We start from the raw sequence: 26,266 nt of genomic DNA, 5'->3' as shown, positions 1-26,266 counted from the left end.
CTCTCGCACCTCACACAAGGACAAGCCCCCCATGGCCAAGCCGAACAAGTCCGACAAGACCAAAACCAGCAAAACCAAGGCCGCCAAGCCGCTGGCGCAGGCCGCCTCGCCCGCGCCGGGCAGCAGCGCGCCGTCCATCGATATCGGGATCTCGCCGGCCGATCGCAAGAAGATCGCCGAGGGCCTGTCGCGCTTCCTGGCCGACAGCTACACCCTGTACCTGAAGACCCACAACTTCCATTGGAACGTGACGGGCCCGATGTTCAACGCCCTGCACGTGATGTTCGAGACCCAGTACACCGAGCAGTGGACCGCGCTGGACGAGATCGCCGAGCGCATCCGCGCGCTGGGCTTCAATGCGCCGGGTTCGTACGCCGAGTTCGTGCGCTTGAGCTCGATCCCGGAGGAACCGGGCCTGAGCGACGCCGCCGACTGGCGCGAGATGGTCCGCCAGCTGGTGGTCGGCAACGAAGCCGTCTGCCGCACCGCGCGCAAGGTACTCGACCAGGCCGACGACGTCGATGACGCCCCGACCGAGGACCTGCTGACCCAGCGCCTGCAGACCCACGAGAAGTACGCCTGGATGCTGCGCTCGCTGCTGCAGTAAGCGCTTAAACCCTGCCACCTGTGGGAGCGGCGCGAGCCGCGATTCGGCGCGGGACCGGCGCTGCGCGGGCCCGCCGAATCGCGGCTCGCGCCGCTCCCACAGGGGCAGGCACCGATGGCCGTCGGCCATCGCCGCCCCCGACGGCCGGTGGCGGCCGCGTGACCCGGATAGCGCGCCCTGGGCCGCCCGCGGCGAATTCCTACAGCGGGCCACGGCATCGGCTTAGCGGCCATAAGGGCGACGCTCGTTACACTAGCGCCATGTCAGACCACGCCCTCGACCTGCTGCGCCGCACCTTCGGCCATTCCGACTTCCGCGGCGAACAGGCGCAGATCGTCCACCACGTCAGCGAGGGCGGCGACGCCCTGGTGCTGATGCCCACCGGCGGCGGCAAGTCGCTGTGCTACCAACTGCCCTCGCTGCTGCGCGACGGCTGCGGCATCGTGGTCTCGCCGCTGATCGCGCTGATGCAGGACCAGGTCGAAGCCCTGCGCCAGCTCGGCGTGCAGGCGGCCTTCCTGAACTCCACCCTGGACGCGACCGCCGCGGCCGAGGTCGAACGCCAGCTCCTAGCCGGTGAACTCGACCTGCTCTACGTGGCCCCCGAGCGTCTGCTGACCGGGCGCTTCATGTCCCTGCTCGATCGCGCCCCGATCGCCCTGTTCGCGATCGACGAGGCCCACTGCGTCTCGCAATGGGGCCACGACTTCCGCCCCGAGTACCGCGAACTCACCGTACTGCACGAGCGCTGGCCGCAGATTCCGCGCATCGCCCTGACCGCGACCGCCGACGCTCCGACCCAGCGCGAGATCGCCGAGCGCCTGAACCTGGAGGACGCGCGCCGCTTCGTCAGCTCCTTCGACCGCCCCAACCTGCGCTACCGCGTGGTCCACAAGGACAACGGCACCCGCCAGCTGCTGGATTTCCTGACCGCCCACCGCGGCGACAGCGGCATCGTCTATGCCTTCTCGCGCCGGCGCGTGGACGCGGTGGCCGAGCAGCTGGTCGAAGCCGGCATCCGCGCCCTGCCCTACCACGCCGGCATGGATGCGGCCACGCGCGCCGCCAACCAGCGCCGCTTCCTGCAGGAGGACGGCGTGGTCATGGTCGCCACCATCGCCTTCGGCATGGGCATCGACAAGCCCGACGTGCGCTTCGTCGCCCACATCGATCTGCCCAAGTCGATCGAGGGCTACTACCAAGAAACCGGCCGCGCCGGCCGCGACGGCGAACCGGCCGAGGCCTGGCTTTGCTACGGCCTGGGCGACGTGGTCAACCTGCGCCAGCTGATCCAGCAGGGCGAGGCCGGCGAGGAGCGCAAGCGCCTGGAGCTGCGCAAGCTGGACGCCCTGCTCGGCTATTGCGAATCCACCCAATGCCGGCGCCAGGCGCTGCTGGGCTGGTTCGGCGAACCGCACCCGGGCGCCTGCGGCAACTGCGACAACTGCCTGGAGCCGCCGCAGAGCTGGGACGGCACCCAGGCCGCGCGCAAGGCGCTGTCCTGCGTGTACCGCACCGGCCAGCGCTTCGGTGCCGGCCATGTGATCGACGTGCTGCGCGGCGTGGAGACCGAGAAGGCGCTCAAGTTCGGCCACGATCGCCTCAGCACCTGGGGCATCGGCAGCGACCTGGACGCGCGCCAATGGAGCAGCGTGTTCCGTCAGCTCGTCGCCGGCGGCCTGCTCGAAGCCGACATCGAACGCCACGGCGCCCTGCGCCTCACCGCCGACAGCGGCCCGGTGCTGCGCGGCGAGCGCGACCTGCGCTTCCGCACCGAACAACCCAAGACCGCGCGCAGCCGCAAACCGCGCGCCGGCGCCGCCGCGGCGCCGATGATCGACCTCGACCCGGCCTCGCTGGCGCGCTTCAACGCCCTGCGCGAATGGCGCTCGAGCACCGCGCGCGAACAGAACGTGCCCGCCTACGTGATCTTCCACGACGCCACCTTGCGCGCGATCGCCGAAGCCGCGCCCGACGACCTCGACGACCTGTCGCAGATCCCCGGCATCGGCGCCAGCAAACTCGACCGCTACGGCGAGGCCGTGCTGCAGCACCTGCTCGATCACGCCTAAGCCGCACCACCACCGCCTGCGCAAACCATCCATCGCAACCAACCTGCCCCGCCCCCTGTGGGAGCGGCGCAAGCCGCGACCGCGCACCTCACCCTCCGGCGCAAGCCCAGCATCGCGACGCCCCTCCCTACCCCCTGTAGGAGCGGCGCAAGCCGCGACCACGCACCTCACCCTCCGGCGCAAGCCCAGCATCGCGACGCCCTCCCTGCTCCCTGTGGGAGCGGCGTAAGCCGCGATCGCGAAATTCCCCCATCGACGCGAGCCACGCTCCGCCGCGACACGCCGCCACGCGATCGCGGCTTATGCCGCTCCCACAGGGTAGGAATCTCGCTCTCGATCGCCCGCGTCGCCTCTGCCTACCGGCCCACCGCCCGACTACCGCCCCACCATCGTCCGCATCGCCGCCTCACCGTATGCTTGGCGCAACACCCAAGGAGCGGCGCCATGCGCGAGCTGTACCCCGAGATCCAGCCCTACCGCACGCATCGCCTGGCGGTCGACGATCTGCACGAACTGCACATCGAGGAATGCGGCAATCCCGACGGGCTGCCGGTGATCTTCCTGCACGGCGGCCCCGGTGCCGGGGTCTCGCCCTACCACCGCCGCTTCTTCGATCCGGCGCGCTACCGCATCGTTCTGTTCGACCAGCGCGGCGCCGGCAAATCCACGCCGCATGCCGAGCTGCGCGACAACACCACCTGGCACCTGGTCGCCGACATCGAGCGCATCCGCGAACACTTCGGCATCGACCGCTGGGTGGTGTTCGGCGGCTCCTGGGGATCGACCCTGGCCCTGGCCTACGCCCAAGCCCATCCCCAGCGCTGCCTGGGATTGGTGCTGCGCGGCATCTTCCTGGGCCGGCCCGGCGAGCTGCGCTGGTTCAACGAACTCGACGGCGGCGCGCGCTGGATCTTCCCGGAACGTTGGGAGCGCTACGTCGCGCACATACCCGAAGCCGAACGCGACCACCTGACCGAGGCCTACTGGCGCCGCCTCGACAGCGAGGATCCGGCTGTGCGCCTGGCCGCCGCTCAGGCCTGGGGCTATTGGGAGGGCGGCAGCACCACTTTGATCCACGACCCCGACGAGGCCGGCAATTTCGAGGAACCGCACCTGGCGATCAGCGTGGCGCGCGCCGAAGCGCATTACTTCCGTCACGACGTGTTCCTGGAACCGGATCAACTGCTGCGCGACGTCGGCCGCATCCGTCATATCCCCGCCACCATCGTGCAGGGCCGCTACGACGTCATCTGCCCGGTGAAGAGCGCCTACGACCTCGCCCAGGCCTGGCCCGAAGCCGAGTTCCGCGTGGTGCTGGCCGGGCACAGCGCGGCGGATCCGGCGATCGTGGACGTGCTGGTCGCTGCGACCGACGCCCTGGCCGATCGGTTCGCGTAGTCGGCCACCTGGCCGGTCGCACCGAAGGAGCTCATCGGAATCATGGGGTCGCTCTGGGGCAGCACCTGCGAGTGCCGGAACTGCGAGTTCCGGTTCTCAAGCCATCATTCGTACGGCAGCTATCGCGGCGACCCGCCGATGGGCGGATATTTCTACGTGGTGTGCGCCGACTGCGCGGCGCAGCACATGGTGCCGACCCGCGGCGCGCGCGGCCCCGCCGACGGCGAGCGCATGGAGCTGTGCGCCGTGTCCACCGAGCGGGGTCAGGTCCGGCTGCAAGGCAGCGGCGAGTACCTGGAGTTCTACAAGCTCGCCGACGCCGCGACCTGGTCCGACCTCTTCACGCTGGCCACCACCGCCTGCCCGGTCTGTTGCGCACAGGGCGTGCTTAAGGTCGAACTCCATGCCGGTAATGCCTGCCCGCGCTGCAAGCGGATGGCGCTAAATTGCGATCGGATGCCCTAGGCTTTCCGAACGCTCGCTCACGGCCTTTGGCGTTACAGGAGTACTTCATGCGCACCCCGCTAGCCACTCTGGCCGCCCTCGACGAGGACGATCTGTCCGAGGCGCTGATCTGGATCGACTGGCGCTCGTTCGAGTCCGAGGTGGTCACCGGCTTTTCCGATGAACTGGCCGAAGACGACGCGATCGGCATGCTGGACGAGGACGAGCCCCGGGAGCTGGTCCATCGCGGCGCGACCTATGCGATCCCACTGACCGAGAGCGGTCGCGACCGCTACGTCATGATCGCGTCGATCGCGCAGATCCTCAAAGACCGCTACAGCGTGTTCGTGCACAGCGATTCCTACGGCGGCTCCGACACGCACGGATTCCTGGTGCTGACGAACACGGAAGCCGACCTGGCGCGGCGGCAGCACGCCGATTGGCTGAGCCGGAACTTCGAACCGTTGCCGATGGGCATCGACGGCTTCAGCGGCAAGCCCATTGCGTATCTGGGCTACACGCCGCCCGAGGGCGAAGCCGAGGAACCCGCACCGAGGAAAAAGCCGTTCTGGAAGATCTGGTGATCGGCACGCCGTCGCCTACGCAGGCGGCGCTGACGCCCGCACCGCCGTTCGAATCGCGGACCGGGCCTGAAGCCCGCGACGGACGCCGCCTGCGCGCGGCGGCGCCCACCGGCATGCAGCGACGCGCGCAACGCGCGCCGCCGCGGATGCGCTCACTCCCGCGCAGGCGCGAACTTCATGGTTTCGTACAGCTTGGCCATGCCGGCGCTGGCGGCGCTCTCGTTCGCAGCCAGGGTCTGGGCGTAGATCAGACAGACCCAACCGTCGCCGCAAGGCTTAAGCGCATACAGGTCGACCCGCTTGGCGTACGGCGAATCGGCGCCGAACACGGTATGCGTGTAACGCGACACCAGCGCCGGGAAACGGCCGCCCAACTTGTAGTCGGCGTGCTTGGGTTCCGAGTAGTTCTCGGAGCCGTCGATCTGGCGCTGGACCAGGAACTCGGCCGCGCCCTCCAGCGACGGCGCGATGTCGTCGGGATAGACCTGCAGCGTGATGTCCAGGCCCAGGGTCTCGAAGTCCGGCTTGTCGGCCTCGATCCCGAGCGCGCGCCCGCCACCCTCGTCCATGGCGGTGTTCTCGGTCACCGTCCAGTTGCCCGGCAGCGAAACGCTGATGCCGTCCTGGGCGTATTGCTTAGCGTGAGCGACATCGGGGGCGGCGATGGCGGGCGTGGCGATCTTTTCGGCGTGAACCGGCGTCGCGGCGGCCAGCGCCAGCAACAGGCAGAACGAGGAACGGAGCATGGGATTCCTTTCGATGGGGGATGAACGCCGCAGGGGCGCGGGCCACGATAGACGCTGCCGAGGTCTTCGACAATCGCAAACCGGACGCCGCAGCGGCAAGCGCGCGGCCTTCGCGCGATCGGCGGTGTCGTCGATTCGGCCGCCGGCCGCGTTCGCACCGATACCCGCGCTTCCGGCACAATTCGCGTCCACTCGCGCGATCGGGACCGCATGACCGACATCGCTCTACCGGTACTGGGCCTGGCCGTCGTCGACAGCGTCAACCCGTCCGCACTGGCCGTCGCGCTGTGGTGGATGGCGCGCCCGGGCGCGGGGCCGCGCCTGCTGGCCTACATAGCCGGCATCGCCGTCACCTACACAGCGCTGGGCATCGCCTTGATGCTGGGCTTGGGCACCACGGTCGAGCGCTACGGCACCGTCTTCGATCATCCGCTGGTACTCGCGCTGCAACTGGTGCTCGGCCTGGGCATGCTGGCCTACGGCATCTTCGCGCCCAAACAGGGCAAGCACCCGCCCGAGCAACCGCAGCCGCGCGTCGGCGGCCTGATCGGCATGGTCCTGCTGGGGATGACGGTGACCGCGATCGAGATGGTCACCGCCTTGCCCTACTTCGCCGCGATCGCCCTGATGACCTCGGCCTCGCTCGCGTACTGGCAATGGCTGCCGCTGCTGCTGGTCTATAACGCCGTCTTCGTCGCGCCGCCGCTGCTGTTGCTGGCCTTGTACCTGTTCGCCGGTCGCCGCCTGCAGAGCCGCTTCGAACGCTGGCGGCTGTCCCTGCAGCGCGGCGCGCGCGAAACCCTGCTGTGGATCGTGGCGATCGCCGGCGCGGCCCTGGCCGGCGACGCGGCCGGCCGATTCATGGGCAAGCGCAGCGACCTGGACAAGATCCTCGCCCGCGAGCGCTGCAACGCCGCCGCACGCGAGCCCATGGCCCATGCCGGCTCAGCGCGCCCGCACCATGCCGTGTGCGTCGGCCTGGCGGAGCAGGCTTAGTCGGTCGCTGCCGCCTACCTCAGTTCGATTTCCCGAAAATCGCGCTGCAACTGTTGCTGTAGCTCAGGCTCTGCAGGCTTTGGCCCTTGGTGACGTAGTCGACGATCATGCCGTCGCGGATTTCGAAGCTGGCGGTGCAATCGACGTTGGTTTCCGATCGCGCCGGCGCGCCGCCCACGCACATCATGCCGCCGTTCCTGGAGTTCGGATCGGGCACGTACATATTGCCCGCCCCGCAGCCCTGCGACGGATCGGGACCGAGCAGAACGGTGGCCTTGTAGTAATGCAGGATGCGCTGAGCGCCCTTGTCCTCGAAGGTGGTCGGCTTGCCCCAGGCGCCGACCAGTTCGGTTTCGCCATGCCCGATCCAGGGATCGAGGCCGTTGCGCACCTCGCGCGGCTCCCGCTTCTTGCGCGCCTTGGCGATGCTGGCGTTCGCCGCGGTCAGCGCCATTACGTCGGCGGTGCGCTGCTGGTCCTGCTTATCGGCCTCGACGACCTGGCCGGCGATGGCATTGGCTTCGGCGAGCGCCGCTTTCCTACGCTCGGCGAGCTCGGCCATTTTTGCGTCCATCTCCTGCTTGGACCGCTTGCTGGCGACCACCGGGCGCTTGCCGTCGTTCCAGAAGTTCTTCCAGGCGAACTCGCGGATGTCGGACGTCGTAAGCGGCCCCATGAACAGCAAGCCGCGCTCGCTGTTGTTGAGCGCGCGCATGGCCTTCCGCTCGGCCTGATTCTTCGGCCCCATCTCGCAGGCGAACTCGACCAGCTTGTGGCCGACCGCATCCTTGGGCGGATGCGCGGGCTGGTCGGGCACGGTCTGGATGAAATCGTCGCGCGGCGAGACCTGAATCAGCTTTTCCTCCAGCGTCTTCCGGTCGCAATCGATGAAGATGTTGGAGGTCACCGAGTCGGGCGACTTCGGATGCTCCATCAGCGAGAAGGTTTCCAGCTTGTAGGTGTTCTTGGCGAAGGGCACCGGGTCGAGAAAGGCCTCGTCGACCGCCACGATCAGGCGCCCGGGCTTCTCGCCGCCCATGAACACCAGCCACCATTCGCCCGCCATCGCGGGCGTTGCCATCATCGCGGCCACTACCGCGACGACCATCCTGCATTTCTTCATATCGGGCTCCCGCGCACTGGCGAAAACTGTGAGTCATGCGGCGATCGAAGTCGAGGCGATCGCCCCGCGATTCAGCGCAAACTCCGCGCATTTCGGCGCAAACTTCCGTTCCCAGACATGGCCGGCGGCCGGCGCTACCACCGCGCATGGCGTAGCGCGCCTATCCGATCTTCGCTAAACACCCTTTCGATGAGCAGGCCCTAGCCCATCCGCCTTTGCGCCCGCACGGCGGGCGACGAGCCGCACGCGCGAACGGCCGCGGCGCCTCGAGAGCGTTTTGCCGCCCTCAGGCCTCGCCGCGCGCGAAGCTCGCGCGTATGCAGCCTTCGAGCGTGCGCAGCGCGGCGCCGTCCGCGCCGGGCAGGCGGCGCAGATTGACGTAGTAGTGCGGTAGCGCGGGCAGGCCGTGACCGCGCAGCACGTCCAGACCATCGGGCACGCTGTTGGCCAGGAAGGTCGACACCGCCATGTCGGCCTCGATCGTGCCGGTCACCGATTCGAGATGGCCGAGGTGGCCGATCGGGCGCCACGGAATGCCCGCATGGCCCAGCGCCTCGATGGTCGCCGCGCGCACGCCGCAGCGTTCTTCGTGGCAGACCGCGACCGGCAGCGGCCGGCGTCGCGGCGCCTCGCCGCCGCGCGCGCCCACCCAGACCAGATCGTCGCTGAGCAGCAGCTCCTCGCCCTGGCCCGGCTCGCGTTCGGCCAGCACCGCCAGGTCGACCTGGCCGCCGCGCAGCAGCTCGCGCATGCTCTGGTTATTGTCGCTGAGCAGGGTCAGCTGCACTTCCGGATGGCGGCGGCGGAACGCCTGGAATACCGTCGGCGCCATCAGTTCGGCGACGTCGTGCGCTACGCCCAGACGGATCTCGCCGGGCTCGTCGGCACCGCGCATGGCGCGCACCACTTCGTCGTTGAGCGCGATCAGCCGCTGCGCATGGGCGAGCAGGCTCTGGCCGGCGGGCGTGGGCTTGAGGCTGTCGCCGCCGCGATCGAATAGGATGGCGTCGAGCAGTCCTTCCAGACGCTTGATCTGCTGGCTCACCGCGCCCTGACTGAGATGCACCACGCGCGCGGCGGCGGTCATGCTGCCCGTGCTCACCACCGCCACGAAGGCGCGCAGCAGGGCTATGTCGATATCGCGTACGCCTGTCGCCATTCGATGTCCTAATGAGCGCCAGCAAGAAAATTGGCTGGATCAGCATGGGGGCACGGCGATAGCGTCGCAAGACGTCAACCTCCACAGGAAGCCCTCATGAGCCACCCTTCGCACCACGCCGATCCGCATGCCGCCAGCGCGCCCACCGGCGCCACCTTCGTGCTCGTGCTCGTGCACGGCGCCTGGGCCGGCGCCTGGGCCTGGGCGGGCGTGGCCGCGCGCCTGCGCGCGCGCGGACATCGCGTGCACGTACCCACCCTCAGCGGCCTGGGCGAACGCTCGCACCTGCCCGGCCACGTGATCGACCTGGACACCCATATCGACGACGTGGTCAACGAGATCCTCTGGAACGACCTCGACGGCATCGTGCTGGTCGGCCATTCCTATTCCGGTTTCGTGGTCACCGGCGTGGCCGAGCGCATCGCCTCGCGCATCGCTTCGATCGTCTACCTGGAGGCCTTCATCCCGGAGGACGGGCAATCGTTCGCGGACCTAGCCACCTGGATGGACCCCTCTGTGCCGATGACGCCGGTCCCGCCCTCTTCGCCCGGCGACTACCTGCGCGAAAGCGACCGCACCTGGGTCGACGCCAAGGCCACGCCGCAACCCACCGGCAGCTTCACCCAGAAATTGCGCGTCGGCGGCGCCTATCGCGACCTGCCCAAGAAGGCCTTCGTGCTCGCCACCGGCTGGGACGGCCCGTTCGCGCAGGCGCTGCAAAACGCGCGCAGCACGCCGGGCTGGAGCGCCTACGAAATCGACTGCGGACACGACGTGCCGGTCGACAAGCCGGACGAACTGGTCGCGATCCTGGAAGCCTGCGCCTGAGTCGCAGGCGCCGAACGAGAGCGGCTCCGGGATCGCTCCCGGGCCGCCTCTCAGCCGCGAGCGATCTCCGCCAGCACCTTGGACAGCGTCTGCACGCCGCGCACGATGTCCGCCTCCGGCACCCCGCCGAACCCCAGGACCAGACCGGGGTCGCGGCTGTCGGCGACATAGCAGCTGGAGAGCGCGATCGCGCTGATGCCGCGGGTGCGGGCGCGCCGCACGACTTCGGCGTCGTCGTAACCCGCCGGCAGCCGCGCCGTCAGGTGCATGCCCGCGTCCGCGTTGACGATGCTCAACACGCCGCTCAGACGCGCCTGGATTTCCGCGACCAGCGCATCCCGACGGCCCTGGTAGATCGCGCGCATGCGCCGCACATGGCGGGCGAAATGCCCCTCGCACAGGAAGTCGGTCAGCACCAACTGGTCCAGAGTCTGCGGAAACAGATCCAGGGCCAGGCGCTGGGCGATGAAGGCTTGCACCAGCGACGGCGGCGTGACCAGATAGCCGATGCGCAGCGCGGGGAACAGCACCTTGCTGAAGGTGCCGGTGTAGATGACTCGATCCGCGCCGTTCATGCCTTGCAATGCGCCGAGCGGGCGGCTGGAAAAACGGTAGTCGCTGTCGTAGTCGTCCTCGACGATCCAGGCCTGGTGACGCCGCGCCCAGTCCAGCAACGCCAAGCGTCGCGACACGTTCATCGAAACGCCTAGCGGATACTGATGCGACGGCGTGACGTAAACCGCGCTGGCGCCATCCTTGGCGGGGCGCATCGCCTTCACCGCCAGCCCCTCCGCATCCACCGGCACCGGCCGCACCGTCGCGCCGGTCGCGCCCAACGCCGTTCGGGCGCCGGGGTAGCCGGGATCCTCGAAATAGAGCGTGTCCCCCGGCTTGAGCAACACGCGCGCGCACAGATGCAGCGCCATCTGCGATCCGGACACGATCAGCACCTGACTGGCATCGCAGGCCACCGCCCGCGCCGTGCGCAGGTAGTCGGCCACGGCATGACGCAGCGGCAGATACCCCGCGGGATCGCCGTAGGCCATCGACTCGGCCGACATGCCGCGCGCATGTCGCGTAACCAGGCGCGCCCATAGCCGGTTCGGGAACTGATCGAGCGCGGGCAGGCTGACCCGGAACGCACCCAACTCGGCTTTTCGCTCCCGCGCCCGCGCCGCCTCGGACGATGCGGTCGCGGTCGCGGTTGCGGTAGCGATCGCGCGGCGACGTGGATTGCGCGGGTGCGCGGCGCGCGCGCCCGGCGTGGCCGCGGCCGCGGCCGGCAGCTCGTGTATGGACGAGGCCACGAAGGTCCCCGAGCCCGAGCGCCCTTCCAGATAGCCCTCATGCAGCAATTGCTCGAAGGCGGTCAGCACCGGCAGCCGGGAAATGCCCAGTTCCAGGGCGAGCGCCCGGGTCGAGGGAATCCGTTGCCCGGCGCGCAGCCGGCCCTCCAGTATCGCCGCGCGGTATCCGTCGTAGATCTGGCGATACAGCGGACGCGCATCCGCCGCGACGGCGACGAAGGGAACGAAGGTCTCGCGTGCGGATCGCTTGCCCAAGTGGTTATCCACAAAACAGGCCTAGTGGTCATTGTGTCATAGCCGCCTGGACGGCACTTTGAGCGCCACGCCCGCGCGACGATGCGCAGGGCGGCCAGGCAGGCTGCCGACCGTGGCACCCGCCAAGTCCGCTATCGATCCACGGAGACCGTCATGAAACTAGCCGCGCTTCTGCTCGCCTTGGGCCCATCGCCGGCGCTGGCCGCGGAGCTGCCGCCAGACCTGGCCCAGGCGGTGGCGGCCTACGACCGCGCGCAATTCGACAACAACGTCGCCACGCTCGCGCGACTCGTCGACGACGACTACGTGCTGGTGAATTCGAACGCGTCGGTGGAGGACAAGCGGCAATTTCTCGCCGACTTCCATCTGCCCGGATTCAAGATCGAGCCCTACACGATCGAACAGCCGGTGCGGAAGGTCTGGGGCGACGGCGCGGTGATCGGCGGACTGGTGAACCTGCGCTGGACCCAGGACGGCAAGCGGCAGACGCGCCGGCTGCGCGTGGCCTATGTCTGGGCCAAGCGCGACGGTCGCTGGCTGGCCACTTACGCGCAGGTGACGCGCGTCCCTTGAACGCCACGCGCCGAGATGTTGCTCGACGCAGTCCGCTATGGAGTCGCCCCTCATGTCGCTCATGAAATCGCTCGCCACGCTGTTGACGCTCGTCGCTCTGGCGGCGGGCGCCTACAGCCCGGCCACGTCGGCTCAACCCGCCAAACCGGCCTACAGGACCACCGAGGTCGCGCCCGGCCTGTACAGCTTCGGCGCCGGCATGGCCTTCAACGCCTTCATGGTCACCGACGAGGGCGTCGTGGTCATGGACAGCTTCGACCAGGACTTCGCCGCGGCCTCGCTGGCGGCCATCCGCAAGGTGACCGACCGCCCCATCCGTTACCTCATCTACTCGCACAACCACTACGACCACATCAGCGGCGGCGCGGTGTTCAAGGCGGCGGGCGCCACGATCCTCAGCCACGCGACCAGCGCCGACTGGCTCAAGCGCCATCCCAGCCCGGACGTGATCCCGCCCGACGAAACCTGGTCCGGGGCCAGGTCGGAATTGAAGCTGGGCAGCAGGCGGATCGAGTTGCTGTACTTCGGCGCGAACCACGGCGAAGGCATGACCGTGTTCCGGTTTCCGCGCGAGCGCACGATCTACACCGTCGACCTGGTGGTGCCGAAGCGGGTGGCCTTCGCCTACATGCCCGACTTCGCTCCTCGGGAATGGGAACGCACGCTGGCCGAGATGGACGCGCTCGACTTCGATCGGGTGATGTACGCCCACAACGCGCCGGTAGGCCCCAGGACCAGCGTGGCGGATCAGCTGCGATTTCTGCGCGACCTGAGGGCCGCGATTTCTGCCGAACTCGAAAAGGGCACGCCGTTCATGCAGATTCCCGACACGGTGAAACTGCCGCAATACGCGCACTGGGACGGCTACGAGGCCTGCCTGCCCATGAACGCCTGGCGGGTCCTGCTGGAGATCGCGATGGGCGTGTGAGGGCCTCGCCAGCGCAGACCTCTTGCGCGCTCGGCCAGAGGCAAAAAAGCGAAACGCCCGGGATCGCTCCCGGGCGTTTTGCGTATTTGGTGGGCCGTGTAGGATTCGAACCTACGACCAAAAGATTAAAAGTCTTCTGCTCTACCGACTGAGCTAACGGCCCGGTGCAACGCCGGCAGCGCGCCGGAGTCGGACATTCTAACAAGCCCTAGTCGCGGAGTCAGGCCCCGGCTCTGCGCGGCCCGGTCAGGCGGTTCAGACGTAGCGCGTGGGATCGGCCACGCCGGCGGCGGCGAAGCCGTCGGCGCGCAGGCGGCAGGCGTCGCAATGGCCGCAGGCGCGGCCCTCGTCGTCGGCCTGATAGCAGGACACGGTCTGGGCGAAATCCACGCCCAGGCGCAGGCCCTCGCGCACGATGTCGGCCTTGCTCATGTACTGCAGCGGCGCGCGCACGCGCAGGCCCGCACCCTCGACGCCGGCCTTGGTGGCCAGGTTGGCCAGGCGCTCGAAGGCCTCGACGAACTCGGGGCGGCAGTCGGGGTAGCCCGAGTAGTCGACCGCGTTGACGCCGCAGTAGATATCGGCCGCGCCCAGCACCTCGGCCCAGCCCAGCGCCACCGACAGCATGATGGTGTTGCGCGCCGGCACATAGGTGACCGGAATGTCGTCCTTGGCCGCGTCCACGCCGACCGGGTGGTGGTCGGTGTCCAGCGGCACCGAGATCGCCTCGTCGGTCAGGGCCGAGCCGCCGATGCTGCGCAGATCGACGTTGACGGTCTTGTGCGCGACCGCGCCCAGGGACTGGGCCACGCGCGCGGCGGCGTCGAGCTCGGAGGTATGGCGCTGGCCGTAGCGCACGCTCAGCGCATGCACGGCATAGCCTTGCTCGCGCGCGATGGCGATGACGACGGCGGAGTCCATACCACCGGAGACGAGGACGACGGCTTTTTTCATTTCGGGATTCGGGATTCGAGATTGGGGATTAGGGATTGGTCGGAGCGGGCGATGGGAAGAACGCAGAATCCGGCGGAGTCGGAAGCCGCTGTTGCGAATCCCGAATCCCCAATCCCGGCCTCAACGCCCCGGCTCGTCGTTCCAAAGAATCTTGTGCAGCTGCAGTTGGAAACGCACCGGCAGGCGGTCGGCGACGATCCAGTCGGCCAGGTCACTGGGTTTGATCTGGCTGAAGCTGGGCGAGAACAGCACGTCGCAGACCTCGGTCAGGCGATGCTGCGCGACCACGTCCTTGGCCCAGTCGTAGTCCTCGCGGCTGCAGATCACCAGCTTGACCTGATCGCGCGCGGTCAGCAGGGCGAGGTTGCTCCAGAGGTTGCGGTGCGCTTCCTTGGAATCCGGGGTCTTGATGTCGAGCACGCGCGACACGCGCGGGTCGACCTCGGCGATGTCGATCGCGCCGGAGGTCTCCAGCGACACCTCGTAGCCGGCGTCGCACAAGCGCTCGAGCAGGCCGATGCAGCGCTTCTGCGCCAGCGGCTCGCCGCCGGTCACGCAGACGTGGCGCGCGCCGTGGCCGGCGACCTCGGCCAGGATGTCGTCCATCTGCCACCACTGGCCGCCGTGGAAGGCATAGGCGGTGTCGCAGTACTGGCAGCGCAGCGGGCAGCCGGTCAGGCGCACGAACACGGTCGGCCAGCCGATGCTGCGGGCTTCGCCTTGCAGGGACAGGAAGATTTCGGTCAGCCGCAGGCGCTCGGGCGACGCCAGGGCCGCGTCGGTCGATACGGCGTTCATGCGCCTAGTTTATCGGAGCCGGACCCCGCCGGCCCGAACGGCACTGGAATGCTGCGGCGCGCGAGCGCGACGGTGAGCCAGGTCGGCAACCCGCAGGCCGCGGGGGATCCGCTGGACGCGGTCGCGGCTTACGCCGCTCCTACAGGGAGCGGCTTGGCGCCCGGCTCAGCGCAGGCGGCCGAGCTGGAGCGCGTTGAGGCGGTCGGAGGCCGCGCGCGCGGCGTCGGTGCCCGGGAAACGCGCGACCACTTCGCCCAGGGTGCGTTCGGCCGCGTCGATCTGGCGCAGGCCCTGCTGGGACAAGCCCAGCTTGAGCAGCGCGCCCGGGGCCTTGTCGTGGGTCGGGTAGCGCTCGTACAGCGACTGGAACTGGACCAGCGCGAGCTGGTAGTTCTGGGTCACGTAGTAGCTCTCGCCCAGCCAGTACAAGGCGTTGGGGGTGTAGGTGCCGTTCGGGTAGGTCTCGATGAAGGCCTGGAACATGCGCGCCGAGTCGGCGTAGAGGCCGGCCTTGAGCGCGTTGAAGGCGATGTCGTAGGCGCTGCGCTCGTCGGCGCTCTGGGCCACCGCGCCGGGATCGCCGTAAACCGCCGGCGGGCGGTCCTGGGCGGCCGCATGCGCGGCCGGCGGCGGCGCTGCGACGGTGGGCGCGGCGGGCTTGGGCGCGGCGGCGGCCGGCGCGGAGGCCGGGGCCGGCGGCGCCCCGCCTTCGAGCTGGTTGAGGCGGCCGTCCAGGTCCAGGTACTGGTTCTTGCTGGACTGCTGCAGCTGCTGGTTTTGCTGCTGCAATTCCTCGACCTGCGAGCGCAGGGCCTGCAGTTCGGACTTGAGCTGGGTCACCTGATTCAACAGGTCGACGTTGGCCTGATTGTTGGCCGCGCGCTGCTCCAGCACCGCGACGCGGTCGGCCAGGCTGGCGCGTTGGGCGTAAGCGGGGGCGGCGGCCGCGAGGGCCGCCGCTCCGCAGACGATCGAAGCCGCTAGGGTCTGTGCGAACGTGCGCATCGATCGTGGGTCCGATTACTTGGCGGTGTACACGATCTCGACGCGACGGTTCTTGGCCCAGCAGTCCTCGTTGGAGTCGGTGCAGACCGGGCGCTCTTCGCCGTAGGAAGTCACGGTGATCTGGCTGCCCGAACCGCCGTTGGCCTGGATCGCTGAGGACACCGCATTGCCGCGGCGCTCGCCGAGGCCGAGGTTGTACTCGCGGCTGCCGCGCTCGTCGGCGTTGCCTTCCAGGGTCATGCGCGAGGACGGACGGTCGCGCAGGTACTTGGCGTGGCAGCCCACGATGGCCTGGAATTCCGGCTTCAGGCTGTCCTGATCCAGATCGAAGTAGACCACGCGCTGACGCAGGCAGGCGTCGGTGTCCAGATCGTTCGGGCCGTACGCGCCCGAGGCGACCGGACCGCCGCCGTCGGACGGCTGGGTGGTGCCGGTGTTGCCGGTGCCGCTGTCGGTCGGCGGAACTTCCTTGACCTTCTTCGAGCAGGCGACGGCGAGCGTGCAAAGCAGTGCGGCGAGCACGACCTTGCCGACGGTGGCGGGAGCGATCTTGTTCATGGGTTTTCCTCGTCTGGTGGAACAGGGGGCAGGATTAGCGGACAACAGGTGCCGGGGGATCGATTAGGGAGAGGGCGCGGATTCACTGCGGCGTGCGGTAGGGACCCCACGCCGGTTCGCGCACGTCGCCGTCGTCCAGCACCACGCGCTCGCGCACGCGCGCGTCGGCGGAAACCGAATACAGCACGCCGCGGCGGCCTTCGCGCGCAGCATAAATGATCATGGCGCCGTTCGGAGCGAAGGTCGGGGACTCGTCCAGCGAGCCCGGCGACAGCGTGCTCCAGCGCGCCGAACCCAGGCTGCTGTCCATCATGGCGATGCGATAGGTGTTGCCCGCGCCCTGCGCGACCGCGATCTTCTTGCCGTCCGAGGACACGCTGGGGGTGGCGTTGTAGCTGCCCTGGAAGGTCACGCGGGTGGCGCCGCCGCCGCTGGAGGCGACCTGGTAGATCTGCGGCTTGCCGCCGCGATCGGAGGTGAAATAAATCTTGCTGCCGTCGGCGCTCCAGGTCGGCTCGGTGTCGATGCCGAAATGGTTGGTCAACTGGGTCAGCGCCTTGCTGCCCAGGTCCATCACGTAGATCTCGGGGTTGCCGCTGCGCGACAGGGTCAGAGCCAGGCGGCGGCCGTCCGGCGAGAACGACGGCGCGCCGTTGATGCCGCGGAACTTGGCCACCAGCTCGCGGCTGCCGGAGCTGATGTTCTGGATGTAGATCGAGGAATTGCCGCCTTCGAAGCTCACGTAGGCCAGACGATTGCCGTCCGGGCTCCAGGCCGGCGACAGCAGCGGCTCGGGCGAGCGCACCACCGGCTGCGGATTGAAGCCGTCGGAGTCGGCGATCTTGAGCACGTAGTCGGCGCCGCGGCCGGTGCCGTTGGCGGTGACGTAGGCGATGCGGGTGTAGAAGGCGCCGCGCACGCCGAGGATCTTCTGATAGATCGCGTCGGCGATCTGATGGGCGGCGTCGCGCACCACGTTGGCGCGCGCGGTGTAGGCGAAGCCGGCCAGGCGTTGCTGCTTGGCGACGTCGAACAGTTCGTACTCGATGCGGTAGGCGCCGGCGCCGCCGTCGACCACGCGCCCGACCACGATGTAGTCCTGGTTGATCGCGCGCCATTCCGGATAGTTGATGTCGGCGCCGCGGCTGGGCTGGCTGGCCATGCGCTCCACCGGCAGGCCGCGGAACTGGCCCGAGCGGTTGAGGTCGTCGCGGATCACCTTGGCGATATCGGTGCTGGGCGCGGTGCCGGCGCCCTGATACGGCATCGGCACCACCACGATCGGCAGCGCCGCGGCCTTACCGCCGACGATATCGACATCCAGCCCCTGGGCGGCGGCGGAGAACGGAAGCAGCAGCGCGAGCAGCGCGGCCAGCCAGGACAGGGGTCGGTTCATCGGCACTCCATTACGGGTCATTCGGACGCGGACACTTGTTCAGCTTGGGATTCTTAACAGTTTGGAGGTGAACGCCGCCTCAAAGCTGAACGAATTCAAGCTGAACCACCCAATCGGGCCGGGCTTACTCGTCCTGGGCGGTGAAAGTGAAGTTGAGCTGGCGGTTGAACACCTTTTCGAAGCCCGCGTAGGGCAAGGGCTGGGCCTTGAGCACGGCGGCCTCGATCGAGCGCTGGGCCTGCTCGTCGTAGGAACACGGCGACGATACCTGCACGTCGATGACGGCACCGCCTGTGATCTGGCGGATGACCAGCTTGCATTTCGCGCCCAGCGGCACGCTGTCCGGCCGGGTCCACTTGGCCTTGATCGCCGCCTGCAGCGCAGCCTGGTAGGCCGCCATCAGGCCCGGATCGCCCTGGCCACCCGCGCCGGGGGTGGGCTGGTTGGCGTCAGCCTGGGCCGAGGAGGCGTTGCGGGCCTGGGCGTCGGCGAGCTGCGCCAGCCGCTGCTCGGCTAGGCTGGCCTCGCGCGCGGCCGCGGCGCGCTTGCGCCGGATGTCCTCGAGCTGCTTCTGGCGCTCCAGTTCCATCGCGGTCAGGCGCTGCTGGCGCTGGATCTCCAGCTGACGCTCCTGCTCGGTCAGATCGACCTGATCCTGCTGGCGCTTGGCCTCCTGCACGGTCTGCTCGGTGGCCTTGTTCGGGGTCGGAGTGTCGACCACCTGCTCCTGAACGCTGTCGTCGGGCACCGGGATGAAGTCCTGCGGCGCCTGCTGCTGCGGGGTGGGCGCGTCCTGCGGGATCGGCTCGGGCTCCGGCTGCGGCAGCGCGTCCTCGGGCTCGGGCTGCGGCAGCGGGTCCTGCACCGGCGCGACCTTGCTGCGCAGGGTGCGCTGCATCGCCGCCGACAAGTCGGAGGCGTCGGTCAGTTCGGTGGCCATGGGCGAGCCACCGCCTTCCGGCGCGCCACCCCACTGCAATGCGCTCAGCAACAGCGCCACGATCAGCAGCCCGTGCAGCGCCAGGGCCAAACCGACGGCTTGCGCGGTGTCGGCTTTGGTTTCCCTCATCGGGCTTTGCTCTTCTCGGGCTGGCTGATCAGGCCGACCTTCTCGACCCCGGCGCCCTGCAGGATGTTCATCACATCCATCACGCGCTGGTAGTTCGACTGGCCGTCGCCGGCCACGTAGACCTGGACCTTGTCCTTGCCGTTCTCGGCGACCAGCGCGCTCATGCGCGTGCGCAGGGTCTGCGCGGTCACGCCTTCCTTCTTGTCGGCCTTGACCGCCAGGAAGTAGTTGCCGGCCGCGTCGACCTGCACCACCACCGGATCGTTCTTGGTCTCGATCGACTTGGCGTTGGAATTGGGCAGATCGACGTCGATGCCCAGGGTCAGCAGGGGCGCGGTGACCATGAAGATGATCAGCAGCACCAGCATCACGTCGATGTAGGGCACGACGTTGATTTCGGCCTTGAGTTTGCGCTTGCGATGGCGGCGCGCGGAAATGCCGGACATGGCCTTACCTCTCTTTCTTTACGAGGCCTTCCGCGGGGGCGGAAGGCGCAGGCGCGAATACGCGCTCGGATGCGGATGCGTGCGGAGGGCCCGCATCAGCCTTCGTCGAGGTGGGACTGCCGTTGCAGGATCGAGGAAAACTCCTCGGAGAACGCGTCGTAGCGCACCGACAGGCGTTCCACGCCGGTGGCGAAGCGGTTGTAGGCCCAGACCGCCGGGATCGCCACGAACAGGCCCATCGCGGTGGCCAGCAGCGCCTCGGAGATGCCCGGGGCGACGTCGGCGATGCCGACCTGCTTGGTGGTCGAGATCAGCGAATGCATGGTGACCATGATGCCGAACACGGTGCCGACCAGGCCGATGTACGGCGAGGTCGAGCCGATGTTGGCCAGCAGTTCCAGGTTGTGCTCCAGACCGTCGAGCTCGCGCGAGCCGGTCGCGCGCATCGCGCGCTGGGCGCCTTCGAGCTGGGCGCGCGCATCCACGCCGCGACGCTGGCGGATGCGGTTGAATTCGCGGAAACCGGCTTCGAAGATCGCCTCCAGGCCGCCGACGCCGCGGCCGCGCTCGGTGGTGCCGGCGTACAGCTTGCTGAGCTCGGCGCCGGACCAGAAGCGTTCCTCGAACTGGTCGGCCTCGTGCTTGGCGCGACGGATCACCTTCCACTTGCGGAAGATGATGATCCAGGAGGTGACCGAGGCCAACACCAGCAGGGCCATGATGAACTGCACCGGCAGGCTGGCGTCGCGCAGCAGCGCCAGCAGACTGAAGTCGCCGCCCGCGGCGGCGGCGGCGGTCGCGGCCTGCGTCACCGCGCTGGCGGCCTCTTCCGGCAGGGCTTCCACGGTCGTGGCCAGTAGCGCGATCAACGATGACGTCATGCTTGTTTCTCCGTAGCCCGCAACACGGGCCTGATGGTTACGTTGGTTCTTGCGGCGCCGGGGTGACCAACGCTTGCAGCGGCTCGTACAGCGCCGCCGGAATCGGGCGCGGGCGGAAGTCCCGCGGGTCCAGTGCGGCCAAGCGCACCGTCGCCGTGAACAGACGCTCCTCGCCGCGGTGGATGGCCTGCGCGAACACCAGGCTGGCGCGGCGGCACTCGCGCAGTTGCGCCGACACCGACAGGGCGTCGTCCAGGCGCGCGGGCTTGAGGAAGTCGATCTGCATCGCGCGCACCGCGAACACCAGCTCGAACTCCAGCCGCAACCGCTCCTGGCCGTAACCCTGCGCACGCACCCATTCGCTGCGCGCGCGCTCCAGAAACGCCAGATATTGCGCGTGGTAGACCACGCCACCAGCGTCGGTATCTTCCCAATAGACGCGTGTCGGCCAACTGAACGCCGGTGCAATCACTCGCTCAATCCTCTTCGAAAAGCCCGACGGCATTGGCTTTGGGCCTCAGGCCGACATGCCGGTAGGCCTTGGGCGTGGCCATGCGGCCGCGCGCGCTGCGGACCAGATAGCCCTGCTGGATCAGATAGGGCTCGATCACGTCCTCGAGCGTGCCGCGCTCCTCGCTGAGCGCGGCGGCCAGCGACTCCACCCCGACCGGGCCGCCGTCGAAGGACTCGATGATGGTCAGCAGCAGGCGCCGGTCGAGCTCGTCGAAGCCCTGCGGGTCGACCTTGAGCATGGCCATGGCGGCGTCGGCGGTTTCGCTGTCGATGCGCCCGTTGGCGCGCACCTGGGCGAAGTCGCGCACGCGCCGCAGCAGGCGGTTGGCGATGCGCGGGGTGCCGCGCGAGCGCTTGGCGATCTCGGCCGCGCCCTCTGGCACGCAGTCGATGCCCAGGATCTGGGCCGAGCGGCGCACGATCTTGGTCAGTTCCTCAGCGCTGTAGAACTCCAGACGCTGGACGATGCCGAACCGGTCGCGCAGCGGCGCGGTCAGCAGGCCGGCGCGGGTGGTGGCGCCGATCAGGGTGAAGGGCGGCAGGTCGAGCTTGATCGAGCGCGCCGCGGGGCCCTCGCCGATCATGATGTCGATCTGGTAGTCCTCCATCGCCGGATACAGCACCTCCTCGACCACGGGCGAGAGGCGGTGGATCTCGTCGACGAACAGCACGTCGTGCGGCTGCAGGTTGGTCAGCAGCGCGGCCAGGTCGCCGGCCTTCTCGATCACCGGGCCCGAGGTCTGGCGCAGGTTCACGCCCAACTCGTTGGCGATCACGTGGCTTAGGGTGGTCTTGCCCAGGCCGGGCGGGCCGAAGATCAGGACGTGGTCCAGGGCCTCGCCGCGGCCCTTGGCGGCCTCGATGTAGATCTTGAGCTGCTCGCGGACCGGCTGCTGGCCCAGGTACTCGTCCAGACGCTTGGGCCGGATCGAGGCCTCCAGGGCCTCGTCCTCGCGGGTCGCGCCGGGGGCGATGATGCGGTGGTCGGTCATGCGCCTATGTTCGCATGGCCGCGCGCGAGCCGCCCACGGCGCGGCGCACGTTCCGGCGACGCGGCGGTTCAGGCGTCGACGAAATGCACGTCGTAGCGCTGCGGCGCCTCGTCCAGCGCGCGTGGGTCGGCCTCGCCGCGCAGGATTTTGGGCAGCAGGCGGAAATAGTCGAAACGGTCCACGCCCGGGGTCAGGGTGACCAGGACGTCGGCGACCGCGTCGGGGCCGGCGCCGAAGGAATGCACGACGCCGGGCGGGATCACCACCAGGCCGCCGCGCTCCACGCTCACCGCTTCGCCGTCGACGACCATGCGCAGCACGCCGTCGAGCACGTAGAAGGCTTCGCTGGAACGCGCGTGATAGTGCGGCTTGGCGCCGGCCGCGCCGGCCTCCAGACGCAGGCGATTGGCGCCCAGCGCGCCGCAGCAGTCGCTGGCGTCGGCGAGCAGCCACAGGCGGCTGCCGTTGCCGGCGATGGTTTCGGCGTCGCGCTCCTGGACCAGGTAGGCCTTGGGCCGGGAGGACGCATCGGGATCGGATACCGCGCTGGCGTTCGACATCGCCGGGTCTCGAGGGGAGGAGCGCTCGAGGCTAGGCAGCCGCGCGCGGCGCGGCAATCCATGCGCTGGAACGCTCATTCCCGTCCCGCCGCGCGCATCGCAGCGTTGCGCGGCCGTGCTTGCGGATCAGATTTCGACCTGCGCGCCCAACTCGACCAGGCGATTGCCCGGAATGCGGAAGAAGCCGGTCGCCGGCGCCGCGTTGCGGTGCATGAAGGCGAACAGGCGGTCGCGCCAGATCGGCATGCCGCGGTGGCGGCTGGCGACCACGGTCTCGCGGCTGGCGAAATAGGTGGTGTCCATCGGATCGAAGTAGATGCCGCCGGCGTCGCAGGAGCGCATCAGCGCCAGCGGCACGTCGGGCACTTCCATGAAGCCGAAGCGGATCAGCACGCGGTAGAAATCGTCGCCGATGGCCTCGATCTTGAGGCGCTTCTCGCGCGGCGCATGCGGCACGTTCAGGGTTTCCACGGTCAGGAACACGTTGCGCTCGTGCAGCACCTTGTTGTGCTTGAGATTGTGCAGCAGCGCGTGCGGGACCACGCCCTTGTCGGCGGTCATGAACACCGCCGTGCCGGGCACCCGGATCGGCGGCGCCAGCATCAGGCCGGGCAGGAAGCTGTCGAGCTGAATGCCTTCCTTGCGCACCTCGTCGTGCAGCAGCTCGCGGCCGCGGCGCCAGGTGCGCATCACCGTGAACACGGTCAGGCCCAGCACCACCGGGAACCAGGCGCCGTCGAAGAACTTGGCGCCGTTGGCGACCACGAAGCCGACGTCGACGATGAAGAACACCACGCACAGCGGCAGCACCCAGGCGCGCCAGCGCGGCCACAGCGAGCGCGCGACCAGGGCCAGCAGCAGCGTATCGATCAGCATCGTCGCCGACACCGAAATACCGTAGGCGGTGGCCAGCGCGGTCGAGCTGCGGAAGGCCAGCACCACCGCGATCACCGTGATCGCCAGGATCCAGTTGATGTAGGGCACGTAGATCTGGCCGATGGTGTCGTGCGAGGTGTGCTTGATCTGCATGCGCGGGATGTAGCCCAGCTGCATGGCCTGGCGCGCCACCGAATAGGCGCCGGTGATGACCGCCTGCGAGGCGATCACCGCCGCCATCGTCGCCAGCACGATCATCGGGTACAGGGCCCAGGACGGCACCGCCTCGAAGAAGGGATTGCGCACCGCGTCGGGGTGGCCGAGCACGAACGCGCCCTGGCCCAGGTAGTTCAGCATCAGGCAGGGCAGCACCATGATGTACCAGGCGTAGCGGATCGGGCGCGCGCCGAAGTGGCCCATGTCGGCGTACAAGGCTTCGCCGCCGGTCACCGCCAGCACCACCACGCCCAGGATCAGCACCGAGTGCAGGCCATGGTCGATGAAGAAGCGCGCGCCCCAAATCGGGTTCAGCGCCTGCAGCACTTCCGGCGCGTCGACGATGTTGTGGATGCCGATCGCGGCCAGGGCCAGGAACCACAGCACGGTGATCGGGCCGAACACTCGGCCGACCTTCTCGGTGCCGAAGCGCTGGGCCAGGAACACCATCACCAGGATCACCACGGTGATGGGCACGATGAAACGGTGCAGGCCGGGCGCCGCGACTTCCAGGCCCTCGACCGCGCCCAGCACCGAGATCGCCGGAGTGATCACGCTGTCGCCGAAGAACAGCGAGGCGCCGAAGATGCCCAGGATGCCGACCACATAAGCCGAGCGCCCGCCCTTGGCCAGGGTGCGCTGGGCCAGGGTCATCAGCGCCATGATGCCGCCCTCGCCCTCGTTGTCGGCGCGCATGATGATGGTCACGTACTTCAAGGTGACCACGATCATCAGCGCCCAGAACACCAGCGACAGAATGCCCAGCACGGTGTCGTGGAACGCGGCCGGGGTGATGTGCGGACCGATCAGGCCGAAGTGCGGCGAGAACGCCTCCTTCAGGGTGTACAGCGGGCTGGTGCCGATGTCGCCGAAGACCACGCCGATCGCGCCCACGACCAATCCGGCCAAGCCCTTGCTGCCATGGCCGTGGCCGTGACCCTGGGCGTCATGGGACTTCTTGCGCGGCTGCGCATTGGCGGAAGGAACGGTGGAAGCCATGGTGCGTGTGCTCCGGGCGGGGTGTCCGCCGTGGGCTCAGCGAAGCGCGGACTTTAGCGCTTTGCGGATGATGGCGGCGGCGTCGTCGCCGGCGGCGGTGGCATCGCGCGCCATGCGCGCGGCCTCGGCGGGCTTGTAGCCCAGTTGCTGCAGGGCGACGGTGGCCTCGCTCTGCGGGTCGGCGGGCACGCCGTTGCCGCCGAGGACGGCGCCGGAGCCCACAAAATCGCCTGCGCGATCGCGCAGCTCGACCACCATGCGTTCGGCGGTCTTCTTGCCGATGCCGGGGATGCGGGTCAGCGCGGTCACGTCGCCGGCCTGGACCAGGCGCGCGAACTCCTCCACCGGCACGCCCGACAGCACGGCCAGCGCGATCTTGGCGCCGATGCCGCTGACCTTCTGCACGTCGCGGAACAGACGGCGCTCGGTCTCGCGCAGGAAGCCGTACAGCGAGACGCTGTCCTCTTTCTGCGCGTAGTGGGTGAACAACGCGACCTCGCGCCCCAGCTCGGGCAGGTCGTAGAAGGTGCTCATCGGCGCTTCCAGCTCGTAGCCGACGCCGTTGACGTCCACGACGATCCAAGGGGGCGCCTTGTGCACCAGGATGCCTTTGAGACGACCGATCACGGACACACTCCCCTGGGATGACGGTACGGCGCGCTCACGTGCCGCGCCTGCGCAGTTGCGCCGCGGTCAGGCCGGTGCGGGCGGCGGTAGCACTCATATGCGCATGCGTCAGGGCCACCGCAAGGGCGTCGCCGGCGTCGGCCTGCAGCTTCATTTGCGGCAGGTTCAGCAGCAGACGCACCATGTGCTGGACCTGTTCCTTGTCGGCCGCGCCGCGGCCGACCAGCGACTGCTTGATCACGCGCGGCGCGTATTCGCTGATCGGGATGCGCCGGCGCACCACCGTCGCCAGGGCGGCGCCGCGGGCGTGGCCCAGCTTCAGCGCCGACATCGCCGATTTGTCCATGAACACCGTTTCGATCGCGACCTGCTGCGGCTGCCATTCGTCCAGCGCCGCCTCCAGGCCTTCGCACAGCAAGCCCAGCCGCGACGGGAAGTCCTCGGCGTCGAGCAGCTTCAAGGCATGCGCGTGCACGTAGGTGCAGCGGCCGTCGGCCGCGACGTCGATGACGCCCAGGCCGGTTCGCTGGGAACCGGGGTCGATGCCGAGAATGCGGATCACGCAGGCAGTCTACGCGTAGGCGTCGGCGCCGAGTTCGGCGTTGGAATAGACGTTCTGGACGTCGTCCAGGTCTTCGAGCCAGGCCAGCATCTTGACCACCTGCTGCGCGGTCTCGCCGCCGACGGCGATGTCGTTCTCGGCGCGGTAGGTGACCTCGGCCTGCTCAGGCGCCAGACCGGCCGCCGTCATCGCCGCCTTCACCGCCGCGAACGCGTCCGGCGCGGTCAGCACGTCGATCGAGCCGTCGTCCGGATAGACCACGACATCGTCGGCTCCGGCGTCGATCGCCGCTTCGGTGATCTGGTCCTCGTCCGAACCGGCCGGGAACCACAGCACGCCGCGCTTTTGGAACAGGAACGCGACCGAACCGTCGGTGCCCAGGTTGCCGCCGAACTTGCCGAAGGCGTGACGCACGTCGGCGACGGTGCGGACCTTGTTGTCGGTCAGGCAGTCGACGATCACGGCGACGCCGCCGGGGGCATAGCCCTCGTAGCGGATTTCTTCGTACTCCACCCCTTCCAGGGCGCCGGTCGCCTTCTTCACCGCGCGCTCGATCACGTCCTTGGACATATTGGCCGACAGGCCCTTGTCGATCGCGGTGCGCAGGCTGGGATTGCCGCCGGGATCGCCGCCGCCGCGGCGCGCGGCCACGCTGATCTCGCGGATGATCTTGGTGAAGATCTTGCCGCGACGCGCGTCCTCGGCGTTCTTGCGCGCTTCGATCGACGGACCTCTACCCATGGCGTTACCGGCTCAATCTGTGAACAAGCCGGCGATTTTACTCGATAAGTGCG

General features: G+C 68.8%; 28 protein-coding genes and 1 tRNA gene. 9 read left to right on the top strand and 20 right to left on the bottom strand.

The genetic code is table 11. The features are described from left to right. Positions 1 to 31: 31 nt before the first annotated feature. The 5 genes from ASE35_RS18805 to ASE35_RS18785 all read left to right on the top strand — a co-directional run bounded on the left by ASE35_RS18805 (position 32) and on the right by ASE35_RS18785 (position 5,105). Entirely contained in the window at positions 32 to 607 is a 576-nt protein-coding gene (locus ASE35_RS18805) for a Dps family protein (RefSeq protein WP_057160781.1), read from the top strand. 260 nt (positions 608 to 867) lie between these two features. Next, positions 868 to 2,679, top strand: a complete 1,812-nt coding sequence (gene recQ, locus ASE35_RS18800; protein WP_057164772.1) for a DNA helicase RecQ — start codon at positions 868 to 870, stop codon at positions 2,677 to 2,679. Between the two features lie 444 nt (positions 2,680 to 3,123). Then, on the top strand, positions 3,124 to 4,077 hold the full coding sequence (pip, locus tag ASE35_RS18795; protein ID WP_056182318.1) for a prolyl aminopeptidase: 954 nt from the start codon (positions 3,124 to 3,126) through the stop codon (positions 4,075 to 4,077). Positions 4,078 to 4,119: 42 nt separating this feature from the next. After that, positions 4,120 to 4,542, top strand: coding sequence for a hypothetical protein (locus tag ASE35_RS18790; protein WP_157489568.1), 423 nt, complete (start codon positions 4,120 to 4,122; stop codon positions 4,540 to 4,542). Positions 4,543 to 4,589: 47 nt separating this feature from the next. Beyond that, positions 4,590 to 5,105 (top strand): hypothetical protein, encoded by a 516-nt coding sequence (locus ASE35_RS18785; protein ID WP_057164770.1) that lies wholly within the window; start codon positions 4,590 to 4,592, stop codon positions 5,103 to 5,105. Between the two features lie 152 nt (positions 5,106 to 5,257). Here ASE35_RS18785 and ASE35_RS18780 read toward each other — a convergent pair whose 3' ends face one another. Next, entirely contained in the window at positions 5,258 to 5,851 is a 594-nt protein-coding gene (locus ASE35_RS18780) for a hypothetical protein (protein WP_057164769.1), read from the bottom strand. A 210-nt stretch (positions 5,852 to 6,061) separates the two neighbouring features. Between ASE35_RS18780 and ASE35_RS18775 the strand changes: the two genes are divergently transcribed. After that, positions 6,062 to 6,847: a GAP family protein gene (locus tag ASE35_RS18775; RefSeq protein ID WP_057164768.1), complete on the top strand. Its 786-nt coding sequence runs from the start codon at positions 6,062 to 6,064 to the stop codon at positions 6,845 to 6,847. A gap of 19 nt (positions 6,848 to 6,866) precedes the next feature. On the opposite strand, the gene ASE35_RS18770 is transcribed toward ASE35_RS18775, so the two are convergent. Both ASE35_RS18770 and ASE35_RS18765 read right to left on the bottom strand, forming a co-directional pair. After that, positions 6,867 to 7,955 (bottom strand): hypothetical protein, encoded by a 1,089-nt coding sequence (locus ASE35_RS18770; RefSeq protein ID WP_057164767.1) that lies wholly within the window; start codon positions 7,953 to 7,955, stop codon positions 6,867 to 6,869. Positions 7,956 to 8,256: 301 nt separating this feature from the next. Beyond that, positions 8,257 to 9,129, bottom strand: coding sequence for a LysR family transcriptional regulator (locus ASE35_RS18765; RefSeq protein WP_057164766.1), 873 nt, complete (start codon positions 9,127 to 9,129; stop codon positions 8,257 to 8,259). Between the two features lie 96 nt (positions 9,130 to 9,225). Here ASE35_RS18765 and ASE35_RS18760 point away from each other — a divergent pair, with 96 nt between their 5' ends. After that, positions 9,226 to 9,957, top strand: a complete 732-nt coding sequence (locus ASE35_RS18760) for an alpha/beta hydrolase (RefSeq protein WP_057164765.1) — start codon at positions 9,226 to 9,228, stop codon at positions 9,955 to 9,957. 50 nt (positions 9,958 to 10,007) lie between these two features. Here ASE35_RS18760 and ASE35_RS18755 read toward each other — a convergent pair whose 3' ends face one another. Continuing rightward, positions 10,008 to 11,519, bottom strand: coding sequence for a PLP-dependent aminotransferase family protein (locus ASE35_RS18755; RefSeq protein ID WP_057164764.1), 1,512 nt, complete (start codon positions 11,517 to 11,519; stop codon positions 10,008 to 10,010). 153 nt (positions 11,520 to 11,672) lie between these two features. Between ASE35_RS18755 and ASE35_RS18750 the strand changes: the two genes are divergently transcribed. Further along, positions 11,673 to 12,092, top strand: a complete 420-nt coding sequence (locus tag ASE35_RS18750; RefSeq protein ID WP_057164763.1) for a nuclear transport factor 2 family protein — start codon at positions 11,673 to 11,675, stop codon at positions 12,090 to 12,092. A gap of 52 nt (positions 12,093 to 12,144) precedes the next feature. Further along, entirely contained in the window at positions 12,145 to 13,020 is an 876-nt protein-coding gene (locus ASE35_RS18745; RefSeq protein ID WP_235570115.1) for an MBL fold metallo-hydrolase, read from the top strand. 87 nt (positions 13,021 to 13,107) lie between these two features. On the opposite strand, the gene ASE35_RS18740 is transcribed toward ASE35_RS18745, so the two are convergent. From ASE35_RS18740 to ASE35_RS18665, 16 genes are all read right to left on the bottom strand, one after another. Beyond that, positions 13,108 to 13,183: transfer RNA gene (locus ASE35_RS18740), tRNA-Lys, on the bottom strand. Between the two features lie 92 nt (positions 13,184 to 13,275). Next, the gene (queC, locus tag ASE35_RS18735; protein WP_056182358.1) at positions 13,276 to 13,974 is read right to left on the bottom strand and encodes a 7-cyano-7-deazaguanine synthase QueC; all 699 of its coding nucleotides are present in this window, start codon (positions 13,972 to 13,974) and stop codon (positions 13,276 to 13,278) included. A gap of 120 nt (positions 13,975 to 14,094) precedes the next feature. Beyond that, on the bottom strand, positions 14,095 to 14,772 hold the full coding sequence (gene queE / locus ASE35_RS18730) for a 7-carboxy-7-deazaguanine synthase QueE (protein WP_057160798.1): 678 nt from the start codon (positions 14,770 to 14,772) through the stop codon (positions 14,095 to 14,097). Between the two features lie 165 nt (positions 14,773 to 14,937). Continuing rightward, a complete protein-coding gene (gene ybgF, locus ASE35_RS18725) occupies positions 14,938 to 15,777 on the bottom strand; it encodes a tol-pal system protein YbgF (protein ID WP_057160799.1) in 840 nt (279 codons plus the stop codon). A gap of 15 nt (positions 15,778 to 15,792) precedes the next feature. Then, entirely contained in the window at positions 15,793 to 16,335 is a 543-nt protein-coding gene (gene pal / locus ASE35_RS18720; protein WP_056182367.1) for a peptidoglycan-associated lipoprotein Pal, read from the bottom strand. A gap of 82 nt (positions 16,336 to 16,417) precedes the next feature. Then, positions 16,418 to 17,731: a Tol-Pal system beta propeller repeat protein TolB gene (tolB, locus tag ASE35_RS18715; protein ID WP_056182370.1), complete on the bottom strand. Its 1,314-nt coding sequence runs from the start codon at positions 17,729 to 17,731 to the stop codon at positions 16,418 to 16,420. A gap of 124 nt (positions 17,732 to 17,855) precedes the next feature. Then, positions 17,856 to 18,800: a TonB C-terminal domain-containing protein gene (locus ASE35_RS18710; protein ID WP_057164761.1), complete on the bottom strand. Its 945-nt coding sequence runs from the start codon at positions 18,798 to 18,800 to the stop codon at positions 17,856 to 17,858. Then, positions 18,797 to 19,246 (bottom strand): protein TolR, encoded by a 450-nt coding sequence (tolR, locus tag ASE35_RS18705; RefSeq protein WP_056182375.1) that lies wholly within the window; start codon positions 19,244 to 19,246, stop codon positions 18,797 to 18,799. The genes ASE35_RS18710 and tolR overlap by 4 nt, the downstream gene beginning before the upstream one ends. 95 nt (positions 19,247 to 19,341) lie before the next feature. Beyond that, positions 19,342 to 20,127 carry a protein TolQ gene (gene tolQ, locus ASE35_RS18700; protein WP_057164760.1) on the bottom strand — a complete coding sequence of 262 codons (786 nt, stop codon included), beginning with the start codon at positions 20,125 to 20,127 and terminating at the stop codon, positions 19,342 to 19,344. Between the two features lie 37 nt (positions 20,128 to 20,164). Beyond that, positions 20,165 to 20,599 (bottom strand): tol-pal system-associated acyl-CoA thioesterase, encoded by a 435-nt coding sequence (ybgC, locus tag ASE35_RS18695; protein ID WP_235568746.1) that lies wholly within the window; start codon positions 20,597 to 20,599, stop codon positions 20,165 to 20,167. A 4-nt stretch (positions 20,600 to 20,603) separates the two neighbouring features. Further along, positions 20,604 to 21,632, bottom strand: a complete 1,029-nt coding sequence (ruvB, locus tag ASE35_RS18690) for a Holliday junction branch migration DNA helicase RuvB (RefSeq protein ID WP_057160805.1) — start codon at positions 21,630 to 21,632, stop codon at positions 20,604 to 20,606. A 68-nt stretch (positions 21,633 to 21,700) separates the two neighbouring features. Continuing rightward, positions 21,701 to 22,192 (bottom strand): cupin domain-containing protein, encoded by a 492-nt coding sequence (locus ASE35_RS18685; protein WP_056182385.1) that lies wholly within the window; start codon positions 22,190 to 22,192, stop codon positions 21,701 to 21,703. Between the two features lie 126 nt (positions 22,193 to 22,318). Continuing rightward, positions 22,319 to 24,283 (bottom strand): potassium transporter Kup, encoded by a 1,965-nt coding sequence (locus ASE35_RS18680; protein ID WP_056182388.1) that lies wholly within the window; start codon positions 24,281 to 24,283, stop codon positions 22,319 to 22,321. A gap of 36 nt (positions 24,284 to 24,319) precedes the next feature. Next, positions 24,320 to 24,910 (bottom strand): Holliday junction branch migration protein RuvA, encoded by a 591-nt coding sequence (ruvA, locus tag ASE35_RS18675; RefSeq protein WP_056182392.1) that lies wholly within the window; start codon positions 24,908 to 24,910, stop codon positions 24,320 to 24,322. A gap of 34 nt (positions 24,911 to 24,944) precedes the next feature. Next, the gene (gene ruvC, locus ASE35_RS18670) at positions 24,945 to 25,472 is read right to left on the bottom strand and encodes a crossover junction endodeoxyribonuclease RuvC (RefSeq protein WP_056182394.1); all 528 of its coding nucleotides are present in this window, start codon (positions 25,470 to 25,472) and stop codon (positions 24,945 to 24,947) included. Between the two features lie 9 nt (positions 25,473 to 25,481). Next, the gene (locus ASE35_RS18665; protein WP_057164759.1) at positions 25,482 to 26,213 is read right to left on the bottom strand and encodes a YebC/PmpR family DNA-binding transcriptional regulator; all 732 of its coding nucleotides are present in this window, start codon (positions 26,211 to 26,213) and stop codon (positions 25,482 to 25,484) included. Between the last annotated feature and the right edge of the window lie 53 nt (positions 26,214 to 26,266).

Origin of the sequence: Lysobacter sp. Root916 (genome assembly GCF_001429785.1) — a bacterium.
GTDB lineage: Bacteria > Pseudomonadota > Gammaproteobacteria > Xanthomonadales > Xanthomonadaceae > Lysobacter.
This window is presented reverse-complemented; position numbering and strand designations above follow the sequence as displayed.

What these genes read in the sequence shown, in the direction of transcription:
- ASE35_RS18780 (WP_057164769.1), bottom strand. Translation starts at nt 5,851, where the DNA reads ATGCTCCGTTCCTCGTTCTGCCTGTTGCTGGCGCTGGCCGCCGCGACG.
- ASE35_RS18680 (WP_056182388.1), bottom strand. Translation starts at nt 24,283, where the DNA reads ATGGCTTCCACCGTTCCTTCCGCCAATGCGCAGCCGCGCAAGAAGTCC.
- tolR (WP_056182375.1), bottom strand. Translation starts at nt 19,246, where the DNA reads ATGTCCGGCATTTCCGCGCGCCGCCATCGCAAGCGCAAACTCAAGGCC.
- queC (WP_056182358.1), bottom strand. Translation starts at nt 13,974, where the DNA reads ATGAAAAAAGCCGTCGTCCTCGTCTCCGGTGGTATGGACTCCGCCGTC.
- ASE35_RS18785 (WP_057164770.1), top strand. Translation starts at nt 4,590, where the DNA reads ATGCGCACCCCGCTAGCCACTCTGGCCGCCCTCGACGAGGACGATCTG.
- ASE35_RS18805 (WP_057160781.1), top strand. Translation starts at nt 32, where the DNA reads ATGGCCAAGCCGAACAAGTCCGACAAGACCAAAACCAGCAAAACCAAG.
- ASE35_RS18750 (WP_057164763.1), top strand. Translation starts at nt 11,673, where the DNA reads ATGAAACTAGCCGCGCTTCTGCTCGCCTTGGGCCCATCGCCGGCGCTG.
- ASE35_RS18765 (WP_057164766.1), bottom strand. Translation starts at nt 9,129, where the DNA reads ATGGCGACAGGCGTACGCGATATCGACATAGCCCTGCTGCGCGCCTTC.
- ASE35_RS18790 (WP_157489568.1), top strand. Translation starts at nt 4,120, where the DNA reads ATGGGGTCGCTCTGGGGCAGCACCTGCGAGTGCCGGAACTGCGAGTTC.
- ASE35_RS18775 (WP_057164768.1), top strand. Translation starts at nt 6,062, where the DNA reads ATGACCGACATCGCTCTACCGGTACTGGGCCTGGCCGTCGTCGACAGC.
- ybgF (WP_057160799.1), bottom strand. Translation starts at nt 15,777, where the DNA reads ATGCGCACGTTCGCACAGACCCTAGCGGCTTCGATCGTCTGCGGAGCG.
- tolQ (WP_057164760.1), bottom strand. Translation starts at nt 20,127, where the DNA reads ATGACGTCATCGTTGATCGCGCTACTGGCCACGACCGTGGAAGCCCTG.
- pal (WP_056182367.1), bottom strand. Translation starts at nt 16,335, where the DNA reads ATGAACAAGATCGCTCCCGCCACCGTCGGCAAGGTCGTGCTCGCCGCA.
- recQ (WP_057164772.1), top strand. Translation starts at nt 868, where the DNA reads ATGTCAGACCACGCCCTCGACCTGCTGCGCCGCACCTTCGGCCATTCC.
- ASE35_RS18770 (WP_057164767.1), bottom strand. Translation starts at nt 7,955, where the DNA reads ATGGTCGTCGCGGTAGTGGCCGCGATGATGGCAACGCCCGCGATGGCG.
- tolB (WP_056182370.1), bottom strand. Translation starts at nt 17,731, where the DNA reads ATGAACCGACCCCTGTCCTGGCTGGCCGCGCTGCTCGCGCTGCTGCTT.
- ASE35_RS18665 (WP_057164759.1), bottom strand. Translation starts at nt 26,213, where the DNA reads ATGGGTAGAGGTCCGTCGATCGAAGCGCGCAAGAACGCCGAGGACGCG.
- ASE35_RS18745 (WP_235570115.1), top strand. Translation starts at nt 12,145, where the DNA reads ATGTCGCTCATGAAATCGCTCGCCACGCTGTTGACGCTCGTCGCTCTG.
- ruvB (WP_057160805.1), bottom strand. Translation starts at nt 21,632, where the DNA reads ATGACCGACCACCGCATCATCGCCCCCGGCGCGACCCGCGAGGACGAG.
- pip (WP_056182318.1), top strand. Translation starts at nt 3,124, where the DNA reads ATGCGCGAGCTGTACCCCGAGATCCAGCCCTACCGCACGCATCGCCTG.
- ASE35_RS18710 (WP_057164761.1), bottom strand. Translation starts at nt 18,800, where the DNA reads ATGAGGGAAACCAAAGCCGACACCGCGCAAGCCGTCGGTTTGGCCCTG.
- ASE35_RS18685 (WP_056182385.1), bottom strand. Translation starts at nt 22,192, where the DNA reads ATGTCGAACGCCAGCGCGGTATCCGATCCCGATGCGTCCTCCCGGCCC.
- queE (WP_057160798.1), bottom strand. Translation starts at nt 14,772, where the DNA reads ATGAACGCCGTATCGACCGACGCGGCCCTGGCGTCGCCCGAGCGCCTG.
- ASE35_RS18760 (WP_057164765.1), top strand. Translation starts at nt 9,226, where the DNA reads ATGAGCCACCCTTCGCACCACGCCGATCCGCATGCCGCCAGCGCGCCC.